This is a genomic window from Chryseobacterium sp. SIMBA_028 (assembly GCF_046535285.1).
In the GTDB taxonomy this organism is placed as follows: domain Bacteria; phylum Bacteroidota; class Bacteroidia; order Flavobacteriales; family Weeksellaceae; genus Chryseobacterium.
The window spans coordinates 1-16,926 of sequence record NZ_JAWRWZ010000018.1 but is presented as its reverse complement, the minus strand read 5'-3'; the positions used below and the strand labels follow the sequence as shown (position 1 = coordinate 16,926).

Annotated in this window: 10 protein-coding genes; 1 reads left to right on the top strand and 9 read right to left on the bottom strand. The window is 36.6% G+C overall.

Annotated features, from left to right (window positions below; translation table 11 throughout):
* Positions 1 to 31: 31 nt before the first annotated feature.
* Positions 32 to 3,133, bottom strand: coding sequence for a carboxypeptidase regulatory-like domain-containing protein (locus tag SCA31_RS20170; protein WP_410698806.1), 3,102 nt, complete (start codon positions 3,131 to 3,133; stop codon positions 32 to 34).
* A gap of 240 nt (positions 3,134 to 3,373) precedes the next feature.
* Here SCA31_RS20170 and ligA point away from each other — a divergent pair, with 240 nt between their 5' ends.
* Entirely contained in the window at positions 3,374 to 5,380 is a 2,007-nt protein-coding gene (ligA, locus tag SCA31_RS20165) for an NAD-dependent DNA ligase LigA (RefSeq protein ID WP_410698805.1), read from the top strand.
* A 77-nt stretch (positions 5,381 to 5,457) separates the two neighbouring features.
* Here the strand turns inward: ligA and SCA31_RS20160 are convergent, their stop codons facing one another.
* The 8 genes from SCA31_RS20160 to SCA31_RS20125 all read right to left on the bottom strand — a co-directional run bounded on the left by SCA31_RS20160 (position 5,458) and on the right by SCA31_RS20125 (position 16,532).
* Positions 5,458 to 5,922 carry a hypothetical protein gene (locus SCA31_RS20160; RefSeq protein ID WP_410698804.1) on the bottom strand — a complete coding sequence of 155 codons (465 nt, stop codon included), beginning with the start codon at positions 5,920 to 5,922 and terminating at the stop codon, positions 5,458 to 5,460.
* A 77-nt stretch (positions 5,923 to 5,999) separates the two neighbouring features.
* Positions 6,000 to 7,715 (bottom strand): ATP-binding protein, encoded by a 1,716-nt coding sequence (locus SCA31_RS20155; protein ID WP_410698803.1) that lies wholly within the window; start codon positions 7,713 to 7,715, stop codon positions 6,000 to 6,002.
* A 5-nt stretch (positions 7,716 to 7,720) separates the two neighbouring features.
* Entirely contained in the window at positions 7,721 to 8,830 is a 1,110-nt protein-coding gene (locus SCA31_RS20150) for a histidine kinase (protein ID WP_106918215.1), read from the bottom strand.
* Between the two features lie 357 nt (positions 8,831 to 9,187).
* Positions 9,188 to 10,273 (bottom strand): porin, encoded by a 1,086-nt coding sequence (locus tag SCA31_RS20145; RefSeq protein ID WP_410698802.1) that lies wholly within the window; start codon positions 10,271 to 10,273, stop codon positions 9,188 to 9,190.
* Between the two features lie 12 nt (positions 10,274 to 10,285).
* Positions 10,286 to 10,843, bottom strand: a complete 558-nt coding sequence (gene kdpC / locus SCA31_RS20140; protein ID WP_410698801.1) for a potassium-transporting ATPase subunit KdpC — start codon at positions 10,841 to 10,843, stop codon at positions 10,286 to 10,288.
* 10 nt (positions 10,844 to 10,853) lie between these two features.
* Complete coding sequence (gene kdpB, locus SCA31_RS20135) at positions 10,854 to 12,893, bottom strand: potassium-transporting ATPase subunit KdpB (protein ID WP_410698800.1); 2,040 nt, start codon at positions 12,891 to 12,893, stop codon at positions 10,854 to 10,856.
* Positions 12,894 to 13,073: 180 nt separating this feature from the next.
* Positions 13,074 to 14,768, bottom strand: a complete 1,695-nt coding sequence (gene kdpA, locus SCA31_RS20130) for a potassium-transporting ATPase subunit KdpA (protein ID WP_410698799.1) — start codon at positions 14,766 to 14,768, stop codon at positions 13,074 to 13,076.
* A 438-nt stretch (positions 14,769 to 15,206) separates the two neighbouring features.
* A complete protein-coding gene (locus tag SCA31_RS20125; protein ID WP_410698798.1) occupies positions 15,207 to 16,532 on the bottom strand; it encodes a sigma-54-dependent transcriptional regulator in 1,326 nt (441 codons plus the stop codon).
* Positions 16,533 to 16,926: the final 394 nt, after the last annotated feature.

The following is a 16,926-nucleotide window of genomic DNA, read 5'->3' as shown; positions in this document are numbered from 1 at the left end:
AGTCTTCTGTGGTTTAAAAAATGAGTACTGATTAAAAACTATACTTTGCTCCAATCTGGATCTGATATGGATTTCCTGACAATGGCGCCAAACCGCTTCCACTGATATTCTTTTCATACTCAAACTGTCTGGTTGTCTGGTTGAAGCTTTTGATTCTGTACATGGAAGTGTTTCCGTATGACTCGTTGACTCCCCATTCTTTATTAAGCAGGTTCGCCACGTTGAAGATATCTACAGAAAGCTCAAAGGCACCAATTTTGTCAAATTTAATTTTCTTGGCTACACGTACATCCCAAACTCCATAGAATCCATTCTTTCCTCCATTACGTTCTGCAATTTTACCGTTGTATTCATTCACATAATCTTTCAATGCCTGCCCTACCTGCGGATCGTTCACGATGGATTCTGCGATATTTGGGAAGATATAGGCTAGATCATTGGTGTCTACAAAGTCTCCGTTAATGTTTCCTCCTGAGGTCATAGAGAAACGTGTTCCTCCAATTCCTGAATACCTAAGACCCAATGTAAATCCTGCAATAGTAGGTGAATTTCCATAAATGACTACTTTATTACGGAACTGATTATCAGAATAAGTCATTCTTAAATCTCTAGGATCACTCTGAATAAGGGTTGATAATGTTGCAGAATTGGCTACGTTTCCGTTGTAGGAAGTATTATCCTTGATGTCTGACCATGTATAACTTGCTGTGATCTCTCCGTCCTTCCAATAACGGTAACTTGTATCTACTACGAAAGAGAACTGATTTACTTTACCATCACTTACCAATTCCAGTACTCTTCCGAAATTGTTATTAATTCTTCCTTCTTTCCAGTCCAATTTTGTTCCCTTAATCGTAGAAATCGGAACATATACTCCTCTTCCGCCCTCATTATCCAGGGTAAAGAAAGGATTGGATACCATATTTCTGTCGTAATAATAGTAGTTATTTCTTCCTAATGCCATATAACCGGCAATTCCTGCCCGGAATCTTTCATTAAAGAAGTGGGTATAAGAGATATTAGCCTTATAAACAATCGGGATTTTAGCATCTTTTCCTGTATAGTTAATTGTTGGCATCTGATCCTTAGGAAGTGTAGGTACCGTATTATAATTATCTCTGTAGCCAAAGAAATCAGGAATAAGACCTGCAACTGCCGGATCTACATCTACTGTTGCCAAATGTTTTCCATCAAATACAAGATTGTTGATGATCATATAATTGTTGATATCGGAAGAGAATATCCCTGCTCCAAACTTAATGAAGTCCTTATTATCTTCATTGATATTCCAATCAAACTGGAATCTAGGCTGGATAACAAATGATTTGATTTTATTATCTGTTCGGATTCCCATTTCATCAAACAACTTCTGATTGAACTCGGCTTTAGGGTATCCTCCATAATCCAATCTTATCCCCGCCATCAAATCAAGGCCTTTTGCAATCTTTGTCTGGAATTGCCCATACAGCCCGATGTTCCAGATATTGGATCTTACAGAGATATCATCCATTAAAGGAACCTCTCTATAGAATCTATAAGGAATGAGGTTTTCAAAATTATAAAGGTTATTACCCGGATTGGTTGTAATATTTTCTCTGAAGTGGAATCTTCCATTCACTTCACTTCCGTATATTGATTTGGATGAAGTGTACATCAAATCAGCCCCGAAAGTATATTTAACCTTATCTGTATTGTAGTAAAGGTTATCTACAATCTGAAATACATTATTTTTAAAGCTTTCCTGCGCAAAACGGTGGCCTCCAAACTGAATATTGGTAGCTCCTAGGCCGGGAGTGGAAATATTTTCTACAATTGCTCTTGGAACAGGCTTTCCGAGTTCATTATTTTGGTAACTATCCTGAAATGTATATAGATATTGAGCTTTTAATTCATTGGTTAAATTAGGCTTCAGATTTGACCTTAGCGTTAATAACAAACTGTTATCAAGGTTTTTGTCATTTCCATAAGATTCAAAGAAGTTAATGCTTGTATTATCAGCAAGCCCGTTTTTATTCAGATCGTGGGTGAAATTATTTCTTAGGGTCAACAAATGCTTCTCACTAATCTGCCAGTCTAAACGTAAAAATGCGGCATCAGAATTTCTTACCTTATCAAAGCTTCCGAATTGAGGTGTATTTCCTACTCCATACTTGGATCTTGCAATATCCAAAAACTTATTAAGAGTTCCTGAATTAATGTTTAATCTTTTCTCATCATCCTGCGATTTGATATCTGCAATCTGTAATGGTCTTGAATCCAGCTGATGATCCCATGCTACAAAGAAGTGTAATTTATTTTTAATGATGGGTCCTCCCAAAGTGAATCCAAACTGAGAAGTAGAGAAATCATTCTCTCTCTTATTTCCTCTAATGTCATATGGACTGGAAAGCCAGTTGGTTCTTAAATATTCCCAGGCACTTCCGGAAAATTTATTGGTCCCTGATTTGGTAACGGCACTTACTGTTCCACCGCCACTTCTCCCTAATGTCACATCATATTGGTTGGTTGTAATCTTAAATTCACGTACTGCTTCAATTGAAATAGAAAAAGGGGCACCGCTTCGGCTGGTAGTAGCTCCCGCAGAAGTAGGGTTCTTTGCGGTCATTCCATCAATAGTAAAATTGGTAGAAGATCCAAGCTGCCCTGAAATACTTCCGTTTTTCCCACTTAAAGGAGAAAGATCCGTAAGGCTCGCAAAGTTTCGTCCGTTTACAGGAAGTATCCCAATATTTTTTGCAGAAATAGCTGTAGCAGCTCCTAAGTTTCCTATTTTGTTCTTTAGATTTCCGGTAATTTTCACCTCTTCTATTTCCTTTTCTCCTCCCAGGTTCATGTTTACGGTAACCTGGTCTCCGAAGTTCACACTGTATCCTTCTTTTTTATCATCATTTACAATGACTGTATAAGGGCCTCCAAGAGGGATTTCCTTAAAGATATACTCCCCCTTTGAGTTTGTTTCTGTCTCTGTTCTGAATCCTGTAGATTCATTTACAATCGTAACTTTCACTTTTTCCTGAGCCGAACTTCCCGGGCCGGTCACTTTTCCTACGATGGAAGCCTGTGTGGTTTGTGCATAAGCCATTGTTCCAAGTCCTAAAAACAACAACCCCAATACAATCTTTACTTTTCTCATTTATTAGCATTAGATGTGCAAAGGTATCCTGACTTTTCAGGCTGGCTATTTAAGAGAATTTTAACATTTCCTTAATTAAATTAGAACGTTATGTTAAATTACTTTAAACAAATATTCTATTCTTTGGGTAACCAGTTTGTTGTGGGACATTACGTATTTTTAATTTTCCGGTAATATTTAATTCTGTTATTTTTTAAATGAAATTACTTTAGTTATTTTTGCTCAAAAGATATAAAAGCAATGTCTGAAAACATTCAACAAAAAATAGAACAGCTCCGCAAAGAGCTGCATCAGCATAACGAAAACTATTACCTTCTGGATACTCCTACCATATCTGACTATGATTTTGATATGCTGTTGGAGGAACTTCAGGACCTTGAGGCGAAACACCCTGAGTTTTATGATGAGAACTCACCCACAATGCGTGTAGGAGGAGGCATCACAAAGGTTTTCCCTACCATTCAGCATAAATTCAGAATGTACTCACTGGATAACTCCTATGATTTTGATGATCTGGAAGACTGGGAAAAAAGAATCATTAAAGCAATTGATGAGCCTGTAGAATTTGTAGCAGAGCTTAAATATGATGGAGCTTCTATTTCCATTCTTTATGAAAATGGAAAGCTTATACAGGCAGTAACCCGTGGTGATGGGTTTCAGGGAGATGAGATCACCCCGAATGTCCGTACTATTTCAGATATTCCTTTGACCTTGAAAGGAGATTTCCCCTCTCAATTCTTTATGCGTGGTGAAATCTATTTAACTAGAAAAAACTTTGACAAGCTTAATAAACTTCGTGAGGAAGAGGGATTGGACCCGTTCATGAATCCTAGGAATACAGCAAGTGGAAGTTTGAAAATGCAGGACAGTGCTGAGGTAAGAAAACGTTCACTTTCTTCTGTGTTGTACCAGTTTATCTCCGAAGAAGTTCCTGCAGAAACCCATTGGGAATTGCTTCAAAAGGCTCAGGGCTGGGGATTCAAGACTTCTCAGCAGGCCAAATTATGCAAAAGCCTTGATGAGGTAAAGGAATTTATCACGTTCTGGGATACGGAGCGTCACAATCTTCCATTCGAAATTGATGGGATTGTTTTAAAAGTAAACTCTCTGCATCAGCAAAGACAATTGGGATATACTGCCAAATCTCCGCGTTGGGCTATGGCTTATAAATTTAAGGCAGAAAAGGTAGAAACAGAACTTCAGAGCGTTTCTTATCAGGTGGGAAGAACAGGTGCTATTACTCCTGTAGCCAACTTAAAGCCTGTTTTATTGGCCGGAACTATTGTGAAAAGAGCTTCTCTGCATAATGAGGATATCATCAAAAAACTGGATCTTCATGAAAATGACTTTGTATATGTAGAAAAAGGAGGTGAGATCATTCCAAAAATTGTAGGAGTAAATACAGATAAAAGAACTGAGGAAAGTAGAGAAATAGAATACATCAAACATTGCCCGGAATGTGGAACTGAATTGGTAAAAATAGAGGATCAGGCCATTCATTTCTGTCCGAACGAACTTCATTGTCCCCCACAGGTTGTAGGAAGAATGATTCATTATGTTTCAAGAAAAGCTTTAAATATTGATAATCTGGGAAGTGAAACCATCGAACAGCTTTACAGGGAAAAACTGATTGAGAATCCTGCAGACTTCTATGTTTTGACAAAGGAACAGCTTCTTCCATTGGAAAGAATGGCGGAAAAATCTGCCCAAAATATTATTAGTGGAGTTGAAAAATCGAAGGATATCCCCTTTGAAAAGGTTCTGTACGGAATTGGGATCAAGCATGTGGGAGAAACGGTGGCCAAAAAACTGGTCAAAAACTTCCCTACTATTGAGGAGCTGAAACATGCAACTGTGGAAGAACTTTGCCAGGTGGAAGATATCGGGGCAAAAATTGCGGTAAGCATTGTAGACTTCTTCCAAAACACTGAAAATCTATTGATGATCGAGCGCCTGAAATCCTACGGAGTTCAGCTTGAAAAAGGAGAAAACACCAATGAAGTTCTTTCCAATGTATTGGAAGGGAAAACATTCCTTTTCACCGGAAAACTGTCACTATTCACCAGAGAATCAGCTGAGGAAATGGTAGAAAAACATGGCGGAAAAAACATTTCTGCAGTTTCTAAAAACCTAAACTACCTTGTTGTAGGAGAAAAAGCAGGAAGCAAGCTGAAGAAAGCTCAGGATATCGGAACAATTACTATTCTGGATGAGCAACAGTTCCTAGATCTGATTGAGAAACAGTAACTCATAAAATATTACTATCCATAAAAAAGACTGCAGAATAACTCTGCAGTCTTTTTATTTTTTTAGATCTTCAATATTTATTTAAATACAAGAATCGTGTAAGGATTGTTTACGCCGGCTTTGGGGGTAATCAACCTGATATGTTCTTTATTTTTATAATAATCTATATAGGTATCTTTGGTGATGGTCTTTCCTTTTTCAGTCTCCTTATAGCCGGAAGCCAGGATTATTTTAAGGTATTGATCATATTCTTTTTTAGTCTTAAATTCATACTCAATTCTGTCCTCCGATTTTTCTTCTGCAAATACAAATTTTCCAATCTTAGATTTGTAGTCAGGAGCCTCATATTCGTTTAAAACGAAACCTAAGCCTTCTGTTTTGTCATAAAAACCATAGTTAAGCTTTTTCATTTCCTTTTTAAAATCAGACATTTCAAGCTTATTGAATGCTGCAAGCTCCTCTAATGTAAAAGTCTGGGCAGAAATCTGCATACTCATTATGATGAAGAATAATACAATGAATAGATTTATTTTTTTTCTCATATCATTAATTTGTCTGCAAATATAGAAGAATACTGGCAAATATTTTTTTTAAATGAGTCGGCCAAATATCTAAAACTTTAAGCTACAGGCAACCTGAAATAAAAGGTACTTCCATTATTCAGCATACTTTTCACTCCAATTTCACCATTTTGTTTTTCGATGAAATTTTTTGAGATTGCCAGACCAAGTCCGGTTCCATTCTGGTGTTCTCCGGGAACCTGAAAATAACGATCAAAGATCTGACGATGATACTTTTCGTCAATACCACTTCCTGTGTCCTTAATATTAAATTGGATGAATGACTCATTTCTTTCCACTATAATTTGAATACTTTCATCCTGAAAAGAATGTTTTATGGCATTGGTAAGGAAGTTATTCATTACCCAAACGGTTTTGTCAAAATCTGCTGTTATAAAATCTGTTTCTTCCGATAAATAGTCCGTACTGATTGAAATGTTCTTCTGCTCTGCCAGTTTTTCAACATTTTTTACGGCGGTCTGCACAATTTCCTTGGGTGAACATTTTTCAACCATTAATCGAATATTTCCAGATTCTACCTGCGAAAGATTCAGAAGTTCTCCTGTAATATCCAACAAACGCTGTCCATCTTCATTGATACTTTTTAGCAGCTCCTGCTGCTGTGCATTAAGTTCTCCAAATTTTTGATTGCCCAATAACTGCACGCCCATTTTTATAGCTGATATTGGGGTTTTCAATTCATGGGAAATAGTGGCAATAAAATTGGTTTTAGCAAAATCCAGTTCCTTGAAAGGGGTAATATTTCGCAGCAAAATTACTTTACCAATATATTTCTTCTCCTTTTCTCCAGTTCTCACAATATTGATAGGTACAATATCCTGTTCAAAATAATTCTCTTTGTTGTCTCTGACAATCTTAATAGGTTCTTTAACAGGATGATCGATATTTTTCAGCAATTCCCGCATCAAATCATTATTCACCGCAACTTCATGAGCTGTTTTTCCGATAATCTCCTCTTTACGAAGATTGGTAATTTTTAAGGCTTCATCATTAATCATGTAGATAAAATGATTTTCATCCAGGCCAATTACTGCATCATGCATGTTATTCACCAATGTTTCAATCCGTTTTTTCTCCATCAATTGCTGGGAAAGAGTACTGCTTTCATATTCCTGAAGCTTTTCTGCCATCACATTAAAAGACTCTGCAAGGCTGTTAAATTCCTCACTTCCTTTAAAATGTACCCTTTCATTATAGTTTTTATCAGCAATCTGTCTGATACTGAATGTTAATTGATTGATAGGTTCTGCAATGGTCTGTGGCAGATTGAAAAGTAAAATAAAAGCAATTAAAAAACATACCGTTCCGAGGCTGACAATCCAAAAGGTGGCATTTTCTGCTGTAATAATGGCAATATCACTTTTCCTTTCAATCCCTTTCATATTGAGGGACATAATTTTTGCCAGATCTTCACGGATGAGTTTTTCCTTATTGAAATTAGGTTCTTTTAAATAACTATTGAAATGCAGATTCAGATTCTGAGTAGCCTCTTTCTCTCCAAACTCAGTAAGATTTTTTTCCTGCAGTTTGTTATTTTTCTGAAAGTCTGCAATAGCCACAGTACTGTCAATACTTATATGATCCAGTGCGAGAAGCATATTTTTGGAAAATTCCAGACTGTTGTAATTGGCCGTAAGGATCTTCTCTGTGTCAGATTTTAATTTATTGATATATACAGAACCTATTACTGAAAGCAGAACAATCAGTAAGAATAAAAGGCCGACGCCTAAGGTAAGTTTTGTTTTAAGTTTCATTACTTTTACGATAAAATAATAATATCTATCTGTCTTTCATTCAGCCCGTTCATAAGGCTATAAATCCAGCTGTATCCAAACAGACGCTGCCAAAGTTTTGCATGAGGTTTTCCAATACAGACCGTTGTGATATTATGGGCAATTACATATTCAAGAATTCCGTTATGAACACTGCTTTCTTTTATTCGGACAACCTTGGCACCTAATTCCTGTGCTAAATTAAAATTATTAATCAAATACCGCTGTTTATCCAATGCAATTTTTTCAGGATTTTCAGAGGGTTTCTGAATGTATAAAACGATCCACTGGCTATTGTAATAGCTCGCCAATCTTGCTGTTTTACGAATGATTGTTTTAGCAATCTTTTCATTACTGCTGATACAGGCCAAAAATTTTATGGGTTTAAAATTTTCCGTTTTAATCTCAGTTTCCACTTTCCTTTCCACATGGGTAGCAACTTCCTTTAGAGCAAGCTCACGAAGCTGTAAAATATGTCCGCTTTGAAAAAAATTACTGAGTGCTGTCTGAATTTTTTCTTTTTTATAAATTTTTCCCTCTTTTAATCTGGTCAACAATTCATCAGCAGTGAGGTCAATATTCACTACTTCATCGGCCAATGCCAGAATTTTATCGGGAACTCTTTCTGTGACTTCAACTCCTGTGATTATTTTTACTTCTTCATTCAGGCTTTCAATATGCTGGATATTCATGGCACTGATGACATTGATTCCGTTATCCAGAATTTCCAAAACATCCTGCCATCTTTTTTTATTTTTGGACCCTTCTACATTAGTATGAGCCAGCTCATCCACCAGAACAACTTCAGGATGCTCATTAATAATAGCCTGAAGATCCATTTCCTCCAGATTTTTTCCTTTATAAAAGACAGATTTTCTTCCTATTTCCGGAAGTCCCTCTACAAGAGCTACCGTCTCTTCCCGATCATGGGTTTCTATGTAGCCTATCTTTACATCAATGCCGTTTCGTAAAAGGGAATGAGCTTCCTGAAGCATTCGGAATGTTTTTCCGACACCTGCACTCATCCCAATATAGATCTTAAATTTCCCTTTTCGGGATTTTTGGATCAGTTCTAAAAAATGTTTTGCTGATGACATTGATTATTACTTTTTCAGTATTAAGTTATTGTATATTTTTTGAACCACAAAAGTGACAAAAGTCTTCTTTAATAAGGTACCTTATAATAAAACATTTTGGGACTATTAACTTTTAAAACACTCCTGTAAAGCTTATAATATTTTTTACACTTTAGTTATTTTTAGGTACTACTAAATGTTTGACAAGAACACTTTAGTTTTGAAAATCATTGATTTTCATCTTATGTGAACTTTTACAGAATTTTCTTTTAAAGTTACTTAAGTGACTAAAGTATCTTACAATAAAAGCTTTTGTGACTTTTGTGGTTATTTATTTCACGGTATAAAGCCATTAATTTCTAAATTCTAATCTCTCATTTAAAACCAGGCTGCCAGACTCGTTGTAATAAAGAAATTTCCTTGCTTCAATCCGTCATTCTTAACAAAGATGGCATCTTTAGACGTAAATCCTCGTGCTTCTGTACGGAAAACCACATTCTTAAAAATAGCATAATCTACGTTCAGGGAATATCCAAAAGTTTGAAACCCATTAGGAGTTCCTGTACTTATAATTACCCCATTTTTATCATTATAATATTCCAGTCTTCCTGCCAGTGCCCATTTATTATCAAGTTGATACTTCATCTGTACATTGGGGCTGTACCAGATATTATACTGCTCACTTCCTTTTAGCTTCTGCTCTGCTCCAATATCAAATCCAAGCAATGCTGAAAACTGATCTGTCAGTTGAAAACTTCCATATAAATCATGGAAATAGCGCATTCTTTTTTCATTTTTAGCTTTATCGTTTCCAATAAATGAGCTGCTGTTTAGGGTAATCTTATCACTGGGTTTGTAGGTTAGCTGATGACCGAAAGAAATACTCTGATTTCCCTCCGCTTTGGCAATACGCTGCCAACCGTTTAGAACCAAACCACTTAAAAACCATTTTCCATTGTCTGAAGTATAGGAAATCTTAGCGCCGGTTTCGAAATAAGGAGAATTTTCCGCAGCAAAACTTCTTGTAAGGTTAATATTATCCTTGCCAATAGCACTTTCCCAACCAATATGGGATGGCATAATCCCTGCATCAATCCATAAATTTTTATTTTTTGAAATTTTGATTCCAATATTCGCCTCATTGATATATCGCAAAGCTCCTTGTTCTGCAACCATATTGTCCTGTGCATAGGTTCCTCCCATTAAAGCAAGGTTGGCTCGAAGATTATCACTCTGATAATTTGCTTTTATAAGTCCTAAATTGAGATTCAACTCATTATGCCTGTTGTATGAGTACAAAAAATTCTGACGAAGATGATTGTTTGGTTCATTAAAATCATAGGTATAAAAGAGTTCTGCATAGGCAGAAAATGTAACCTTATTTCCTATTTTTAATGAATCGGATGATTGTGCTTTTGGGAAGAATACCCCCAACAACAATCCTATAATTAGATATTTTTTCACGTTAGTTTTATATTATTTTAGTTGATCTAAAGCAATGTTAAGCTTCAGTACATTTACTTTTGAGGGGCCAAGAATTCCTAAAAACGGTTTCTCAGTCTGTTTTTTTATTAAATTATTGATTTGCTCTTCAGATAGGTTTCTCACTTTGGCAATTCTCTTTGCCTGATATAAAGCACCCTCCTCAGAGATGTCAGGATCCAGCCCGCTTCCACTTGCTGTAGCTAATTCTACAGGAACTTTAGTATTTCCCATCTCAGGATTTTGAAGCCTTAGAGTATCTATTCTTTTTTGTACAGTTTCCAGATATTCTTCATTGCTAGGGCCTTTATTACTCCCTCCGCTCCCGGCTGCATTATAGTTTACCGAAGACGGACGACCATGGAAGTATTTTTCAGATTTAAATTCCTGACCAATATTAGCATAGAATTTCTGTCCATTATGAGTGATAATTTCTGCATTTCCCTGCGTAGGTAATACTTTTGAACCTCCATAAACTATGACCAAATAGATTCCTACAACGACCAACATTACAAGAGTTAATCTGAATGCTGAAACAATATGATTTTTCATTTTTAAAATTTTAATAGAATAAACTAATCAGTAAATCAATAATCTTGATTCCAATGAATGGGACAATTACACCACCCAAACCGTATATCAAAAGGTTTCTTCTCAATAATGCACTGGCACCAATCGGCTTGTAGGCCACTCCTTTCAATGCTAGCGGAATAAGAAAAGGAATAATCACCGCATTGAAAATAACCGCTGATAATATGGCTGTTTCCGGGCTATGAAGATTCATAATATTTAACTTCTGAAGAGATGGAATAAAGGTGATAAACAAGGCAGGAATAATGGCAAAATATTTTGCTACATCATTGGCAATACTGAATGTCGTTAATGTTCCACGAGTCATCAGTAACTGTTTTCCAATCTCTACAATTTCAATCAGCTTAGTAGGGTCATTATCCAGATCCACCATATTACCGGCCTCTTTTGCAGCCTGTGTTCCGCTATTCATGGCTACTCCTACATCTGCCTGAGCCAATGCGGGAGCATCATTGGTACCGTCTCCCATCATGGCAACCAATTTACCTTCCTGCTGTTCTTTCTTGATGTAATTCATTTTATCTTCAGGCTTGGCTTCGGCAATAAAATCATCCACTCCTGCTTTTTCTGCGATAAATTTTGCCGTCAAAGGATTATCTCCGGTCACCATTACCGTTTTTACCCCCATTTTTCTCAGTCTTTGGAAACGTTCCTGAATTCCGGTTTTAATGATATCCTGAAGTTCAATTACCCCCCATACCTTTTCATTAACTGCTACAACTAGAGGAGTTCCACCGTTTTCAGCAATTTTGGTTACAGCATTTTGTGTTTCCTGTGGGAAGATATTCCCGGTTTTTTCAGTCAGTTTTTTTATAGTATCATAGGCTCCTTTTCTGATTCTGGTATCCTCAAAATCAATCCCCGAAGTTCTGGTTTCTGCCGTAAAATCTATATAAGTAGGATTGGGAACCAATAAATCCTCCGATTTCAGCTGGCTAAGTTCTATAATTGATTTTCCTTCAGGGGTTTCATCTGCTACAGAACTTAAGGCAGAAGCTTTAATGAAATCTTCAAGTTGAATTCCCTCGGCAGGATGGAACTGGGTTGCTTTACGGTTTCCGATAGTGATTGTTCCTGTTTTATCCAGCAGAAGAACATCAATATCTCCCGCAGTTTCCACTGCTTTTCCGCTTTTGGTAATGACATTGGCTCTTAGTGCTCTATCCATTCCAGCTATTCCAATTGCAGAAAGCAGACCTCCGATTGTTGTCGGAATAAGACAAACGAAAAGTGAAATAAATGCCGCAATAGTAATCGGAGTCTGCGCATAATCTGCAAAAGGCTTTAAAGTGAGGGTAACAATTATAAATGTAAGGGTAAACCCGGCTAATAGTATAGTTAATGCGATTTCGTTAGGTGTTTTCTGTCTTGATGCCCCTTCTACAAGAGCAATCATTTTATCTAAAAATGACTCTCCCGGTTTTGTGGTTACTTTTACCTTAATTCTGTCAGACAACACCTTTGTACCGCCTGTTACAGAACTTTTATCACCACCTGCTTCACGAATTACAGGAGCACTTTCTCCGGTAATGGCAGATTCGTCAATGGTTGCCAATCCCTCAATGATCTCACCGTCCATTGGAATTTGGTCTCCGGCTTCACAAAGAAAAATATCTCCCAGCTTCATCTCTGCTGACATTTTCAAAGCTGTTTCTACCTGAAATCCTGGCTTATTATCAACAACTAATTTTGCAGGGGTTTCTTCACGGGTTTTTCTAAGGGTATCAGCCTGTGCCTTTCCTCTGGCTTCAGCGATAGCTTCCGCAAAATTGGCAAACAAAACCGTGAAAAATAAAATTATAAATACGAAAAAGTTATAAGAGAAACTTCCCTGGGTTTTATCACCAGCCAAGCTGAACATGCTTACAATAAACATGACAGCAGTTCCGATCTCCACCAGAAACATTACTGGATTTTTAAACATAATTTTCGGATTCAGTTTCACGAAGGACTGTTTAATCGCTTCGTTTACCAGATCTCTTTGAAACAATGTTTGTGATTGATTTTTCATTTTTTTGAAAGAGTTTATAGCATTGTAAATCAATAATAACCATCAAGGCAGACCAAAATTATTAAGAAATGGAAATGGATAATAGTATGTAGTGAATGTTTCGGTAGTTTAGACTAGCATTCCTAAATACTTCAGCTCCCTTAATGGTTGGGTATTGATTTTAATTTTTAATGTTCACTTTTATTTAGAGAAATACTGGATCTGTTCAGCAATAGGGCCTAAGGTCAATGCAGGGAAGAATGAGAGTGCTGCAATAAGCAGAATCACCGCCAATGTCATGAACCCAAAAGTTGCTGTATCCGTTTTTAATGTTCCTGAACTTTCCGGAATGTATTTTTTCTGTGCCAATAATCCAGCAATGGCTATCGGCCCTATAATCGGAATGAATCTGGAAAGTAACAGTACAATTCCTGTTGAAATATTCCACCATGGGGTATTATCTCCCAGCCCTTCGAATCCTGATCCGTTGTTGGCAGAAGAAGAGGTAAACTCGTACAGCATTTCACTGAACCCATGAAAACCAGGGTTATTCAATGTTTTTGCACCAAATTCCGGTAAATAGGCTGTTAATGCAGTTCCCACAAGAATTAAAAAAGGATGGAACAAAGCCACAATCATAGCGATCTTCATTTCTTTGGCTTCAATTTTCTTCCCCATAAATTCGGGTGTTCTTCCCACCATCAGGCCACTGATAAATACAGCGAGAATGATAAAAATAAAGTAATTCAGAATTCCTACTCCACAACCGCCATAAAAACAGTTTATCATCATGGCAAGAAGCTCATTCATCCCTGAAAGCGGCATTGTACTATCGTGCATAGAGTTTACAGAACCAGTTGAAATAACAGTGGTTGCAATACTCCAATATCCTGAAGCAGCGCTTCCAAAACGGATTTCTTTTCCTTCCATTGCTCCGAGGCTGCTATCAGCTCCCATCTTTGTAATCAGAGGATTACCCCCTGTTTCATTAACAATGTTTGGAATGGTAAGGGCTAGAAACCCAACAGTCATCACAGTAAAAATAACCCATGAAAGTTTTCTTTTCTTTAAATAAAAACCTAGTGCAAAAACCAATGCAAACGGAATGATCATCTGGGTGACCATTTCTGTCATATTCGTTATATAGTTAGGATTTTCAAGGGGATGTGCCGAGTTGGCTCCAAAAAAGCCTCCACCATTGGTTCCAAGATGTTTAATTGCAACAAAGGCTGCTACAGGTCCTCTGGAAACATCTATTTTTTGCCCCTCTAAAGTAGTAATATGATCTTTTCCTTCAAAAGTCATTGGACTTCCGTTTATGGAAAGAATTAAAGCGACCATCACACTTATCGGAACTAAAATTCTGATCATTGATTTGGTAAAATAATCGTAAAAATTACCAAGTTCTGTAGCCGTTTTTTCTTTAAAAGCTTTGAAAAGAACAGCCATTGCAGCCATCCCCGTTGCAGCAGTTACAAACTGCAAGAACATCAGATAAAGCTGACTTAAATAACTTACTCCTGTTTCTCCCGAATAATGCTGTAGATTACAGTTGACTAAAAATGAAATGGTTGTATTAAAAGCCAGATCAGGAGACATATTGGGATTTCCATCAGGATTTAAAGGAAGCCACGCCTGATTTAGCAGCAACAAAAATCCAATGATAAACCAAACCAGATTAATCGTCAGCATGGCATACATATTCTGTTTCCAATTCATCTGACGGGTAGGATTAATTCCCGATATTTTATAAATAAACTTTTCAATCGGCTGAAAAACCGGATCTAGAAAAGTTTTCTTGTATCCATAGACATTAGCAATATATTTACCCAAAAATATCCCGATGACTAATGTAATAGCAAACATTGCTATGATGCCTAAAATTTCTGTACTCATGATCTCTTAAAATTTTTCAGGTTTCATTAAAACATAACAGATGTACACAAAGGCAAGTATTGAAAGGAAAAATAAACTCCACATAATTTTATATTCTATCAAAAAATTCAACTGATTTATATAAAAGCCAAAACAATACTGCAAAAAGCAGAATCAAACTTATGAGCATCATACTTTTATTATTAAGGTTAAAAGAGTAAACAATACATACGATACAATCAGCAAACTCAAAGTGGAATGCTCACGTTTTTTGAACGTTTTTCTTGAAATTGTCATTTTTAAATATTTTATTCAAGTACTATATGCCAAAAGAAAGTCCAAATTAGAATTAACCAATTTAACTAACTATAATTCAGTATATTAAATCAAAATATCTAACGGCATAAAAACAAAAAAGCCTATCAAAATGATAGGCTCATTATTAAAATGATAAAATATTTATTTTAAACTGTATTCTTCCAGTTTACGATACAGCGTCGCAATACCAATTTCTAAGAGTCTGGCCGCTTCTGCCTTATTTCCCTTCGTATACTGTAATACTTTCTGTATATGAATTTTTTCAAGGGTTCTCATGCTTAAGGAATCACATTCGGGAACCGGTTTTTCAGAATAGTGAGGAAGGCTTTCAGCATCCAGTACATTATCGTTCATTAAAATCAGGCTTCGCTCCACAGCATTCCTCAATTCACGGATATTACCTTTCCAATCATTTTTCTCCAAGGCTTTGTAGTAATCAGGGTTTACCTGAATAGAGGATAAATGAAGCTTATGGGAAAATAGATCGATAAAATTTTTTGTCAGTAATTTTAAATCCTCTTTTCTATCTCTTAATGCAGGAAGGCTAATTTCAAAAACGTTTAACCTAAAATATAGGTCTTCTCTAAAATTTCCCTGCCTAATTTCTTCTTCCAGATTTCTATTGGTTGCAGCAATCAGCCTAAAATCAGATTTAGAAACCTTAGTCTCTCCCATTTTGATAAATTCCTTGGTTTCTAGTACTCTAAGCAATTTCGCCTGAAGCTCTATCGGCATCTCACCAATTTCATCCAGGAATAATGTTCCGCCATTGGCTTCTTCAATCAATCCTTTCTTATCCCTTAAAGCACCTGTAAAAGCACCTTGTTTATGGCCAAAAAGCTCACTTTCAAGAATTTCTTTACTGAATGCGGAGCAGTTGATGGCAACAAAGCTATTTTTCTTTCGATCGCTTCCCTCATGGATAGCATTCGCAAAAACTTCCTTGCCAGTTCCTGTTTCACCTGTTAGAAGAACAGCAGCATCTGTTAAGGCTACTTTCTCAGCCAATTTCTTTGCGTGTAAAATCAAGGGAGAATTACCAATAACCTGTGCAAAGCCTTTTACAACGGGAGATGACTGAATCGTTCTGGACCTGTTATCTTTAGCCTTTTCTAGGGCTTTATACACCAAGGGAATAATCTTCTCGTTGTCATCACCTTTTACCAAATAATCATAGGCCCCATTCTTCATCGCCTGAACAGCATCCGTAATATTTCCAAATGCCGTCATTAGGATAATTTCAAGATGGGGATATTTTGTCTTAATTGATTTTATAAGATCTACCCCAAAAGCATCAGGAAGCCGGACATCGCTCAACACAACATCAAAATCATACTGCTCCAGCATGGTCATTGCAGAACGTGCCGTAGAAGCTTCTTTTACATTAAAATTTTCTTGGGAAAGGATCATTCCTAATAACTTTAGGAGCTTGATCTCATCATCGATGATCAGAATGTTTCCTGACATTATAATTATTTTTGGAAAACTGATACAAACTTATTGATTTTATTCGAGTAAACCCCTTTTACAAAGGGAAATTCTTTTCATAAATTATAAGAGGAGCTTCATCCCGCTATCCACTGATACTCCTCGCACCAGAGCTTCCAACAGCTTATCCTTTTTGGCCCTTTCCCTGCTGCGGGGTAACCGTTTCTATCGGGGCTAATGATAAGTCATATTCGTAATTAATGATAAATGAGGGTGAATAATCGCAACCGATTCAATAGAAGCATGCCTTGGCCCATAGCCTTGTGTATACAGCGTGCAGTGTCCCTGGAGTTCACTGTAGGGCACAAAAAAAAATCCTTTATCGCAATGATAAAGGATTTTAAAAATAAAATAAAAACTGGCGGCGGCCTAC

What these genes read in the sequence shown, in the direction of transcription:
- SCA31_RS20170 (WP_410698806.1), bottom strand. Translation starts at nt 3,133, where the DNA reads ATGAGAAAAGTAAAGATTGTATTGGGGTTGTTGTTTTTAGGACTTGGA.
- ligA (WP_410698805.1), top strand. Translation starts at nt 3,374, where the DNA reads ATGTCTGAAAACATTCAACAAAAAATAGAACAGCTCCGCAAAGAGCTG.
- SCA31_RS20160 (WP_410698804.1), bottom strand. Translation starts at nt 5,922, where the DNA reads ATGAGAAAAAAAATAAATCTATTCATTGTATTATTCTTCATCATAATG.
- SCA31_RS20155 (WP_410698803.1), bottom strand. Translation starts at nt 7,715, where the DNA reads ATGAAACTTAAAACAAAACTTACCTTAGGCGTCGGCCTTTTATTCTTA.
- SCA31_RS20150 (WP_106918215.1), bottom strand. Translation starts at nt 8,830, where the DNA reads ATGTCATCAGCAAAACATTTTTTAGAACTGATCCAAAAATCCCGAAAA.
- kdpC (WP_410698801.1), bottom strand. Translation starts at nt 10,843, where the DNA reads ATGAAAAATCATATTGTTTCAGCATTCAGATTAACTCTTGTAATGTTG.
- kdpB (WP_410698800.1), bottom strand. Translation starts at nt 12,893, where the DNA reads ATGAAAAATCAATCACAAACATTGTTTCAAAGAGATCTGGTAAACGAA.
- kdpA (WP_410698799.1), bottom strand. Translation starts at nt 14,768, where the DNA reads ATGAGTACAGAAATTTTAGGCATCATAGCAATGTTTGCTATTACATTA.
- SCA31_RS20125 (WP_410698798.1), bottom strand. Translation starts at nt 16,532, where the DNA reads ATGTCAGGAAACATTCTGATCATCGATGATGAGATCAAGCTCCTAAAG.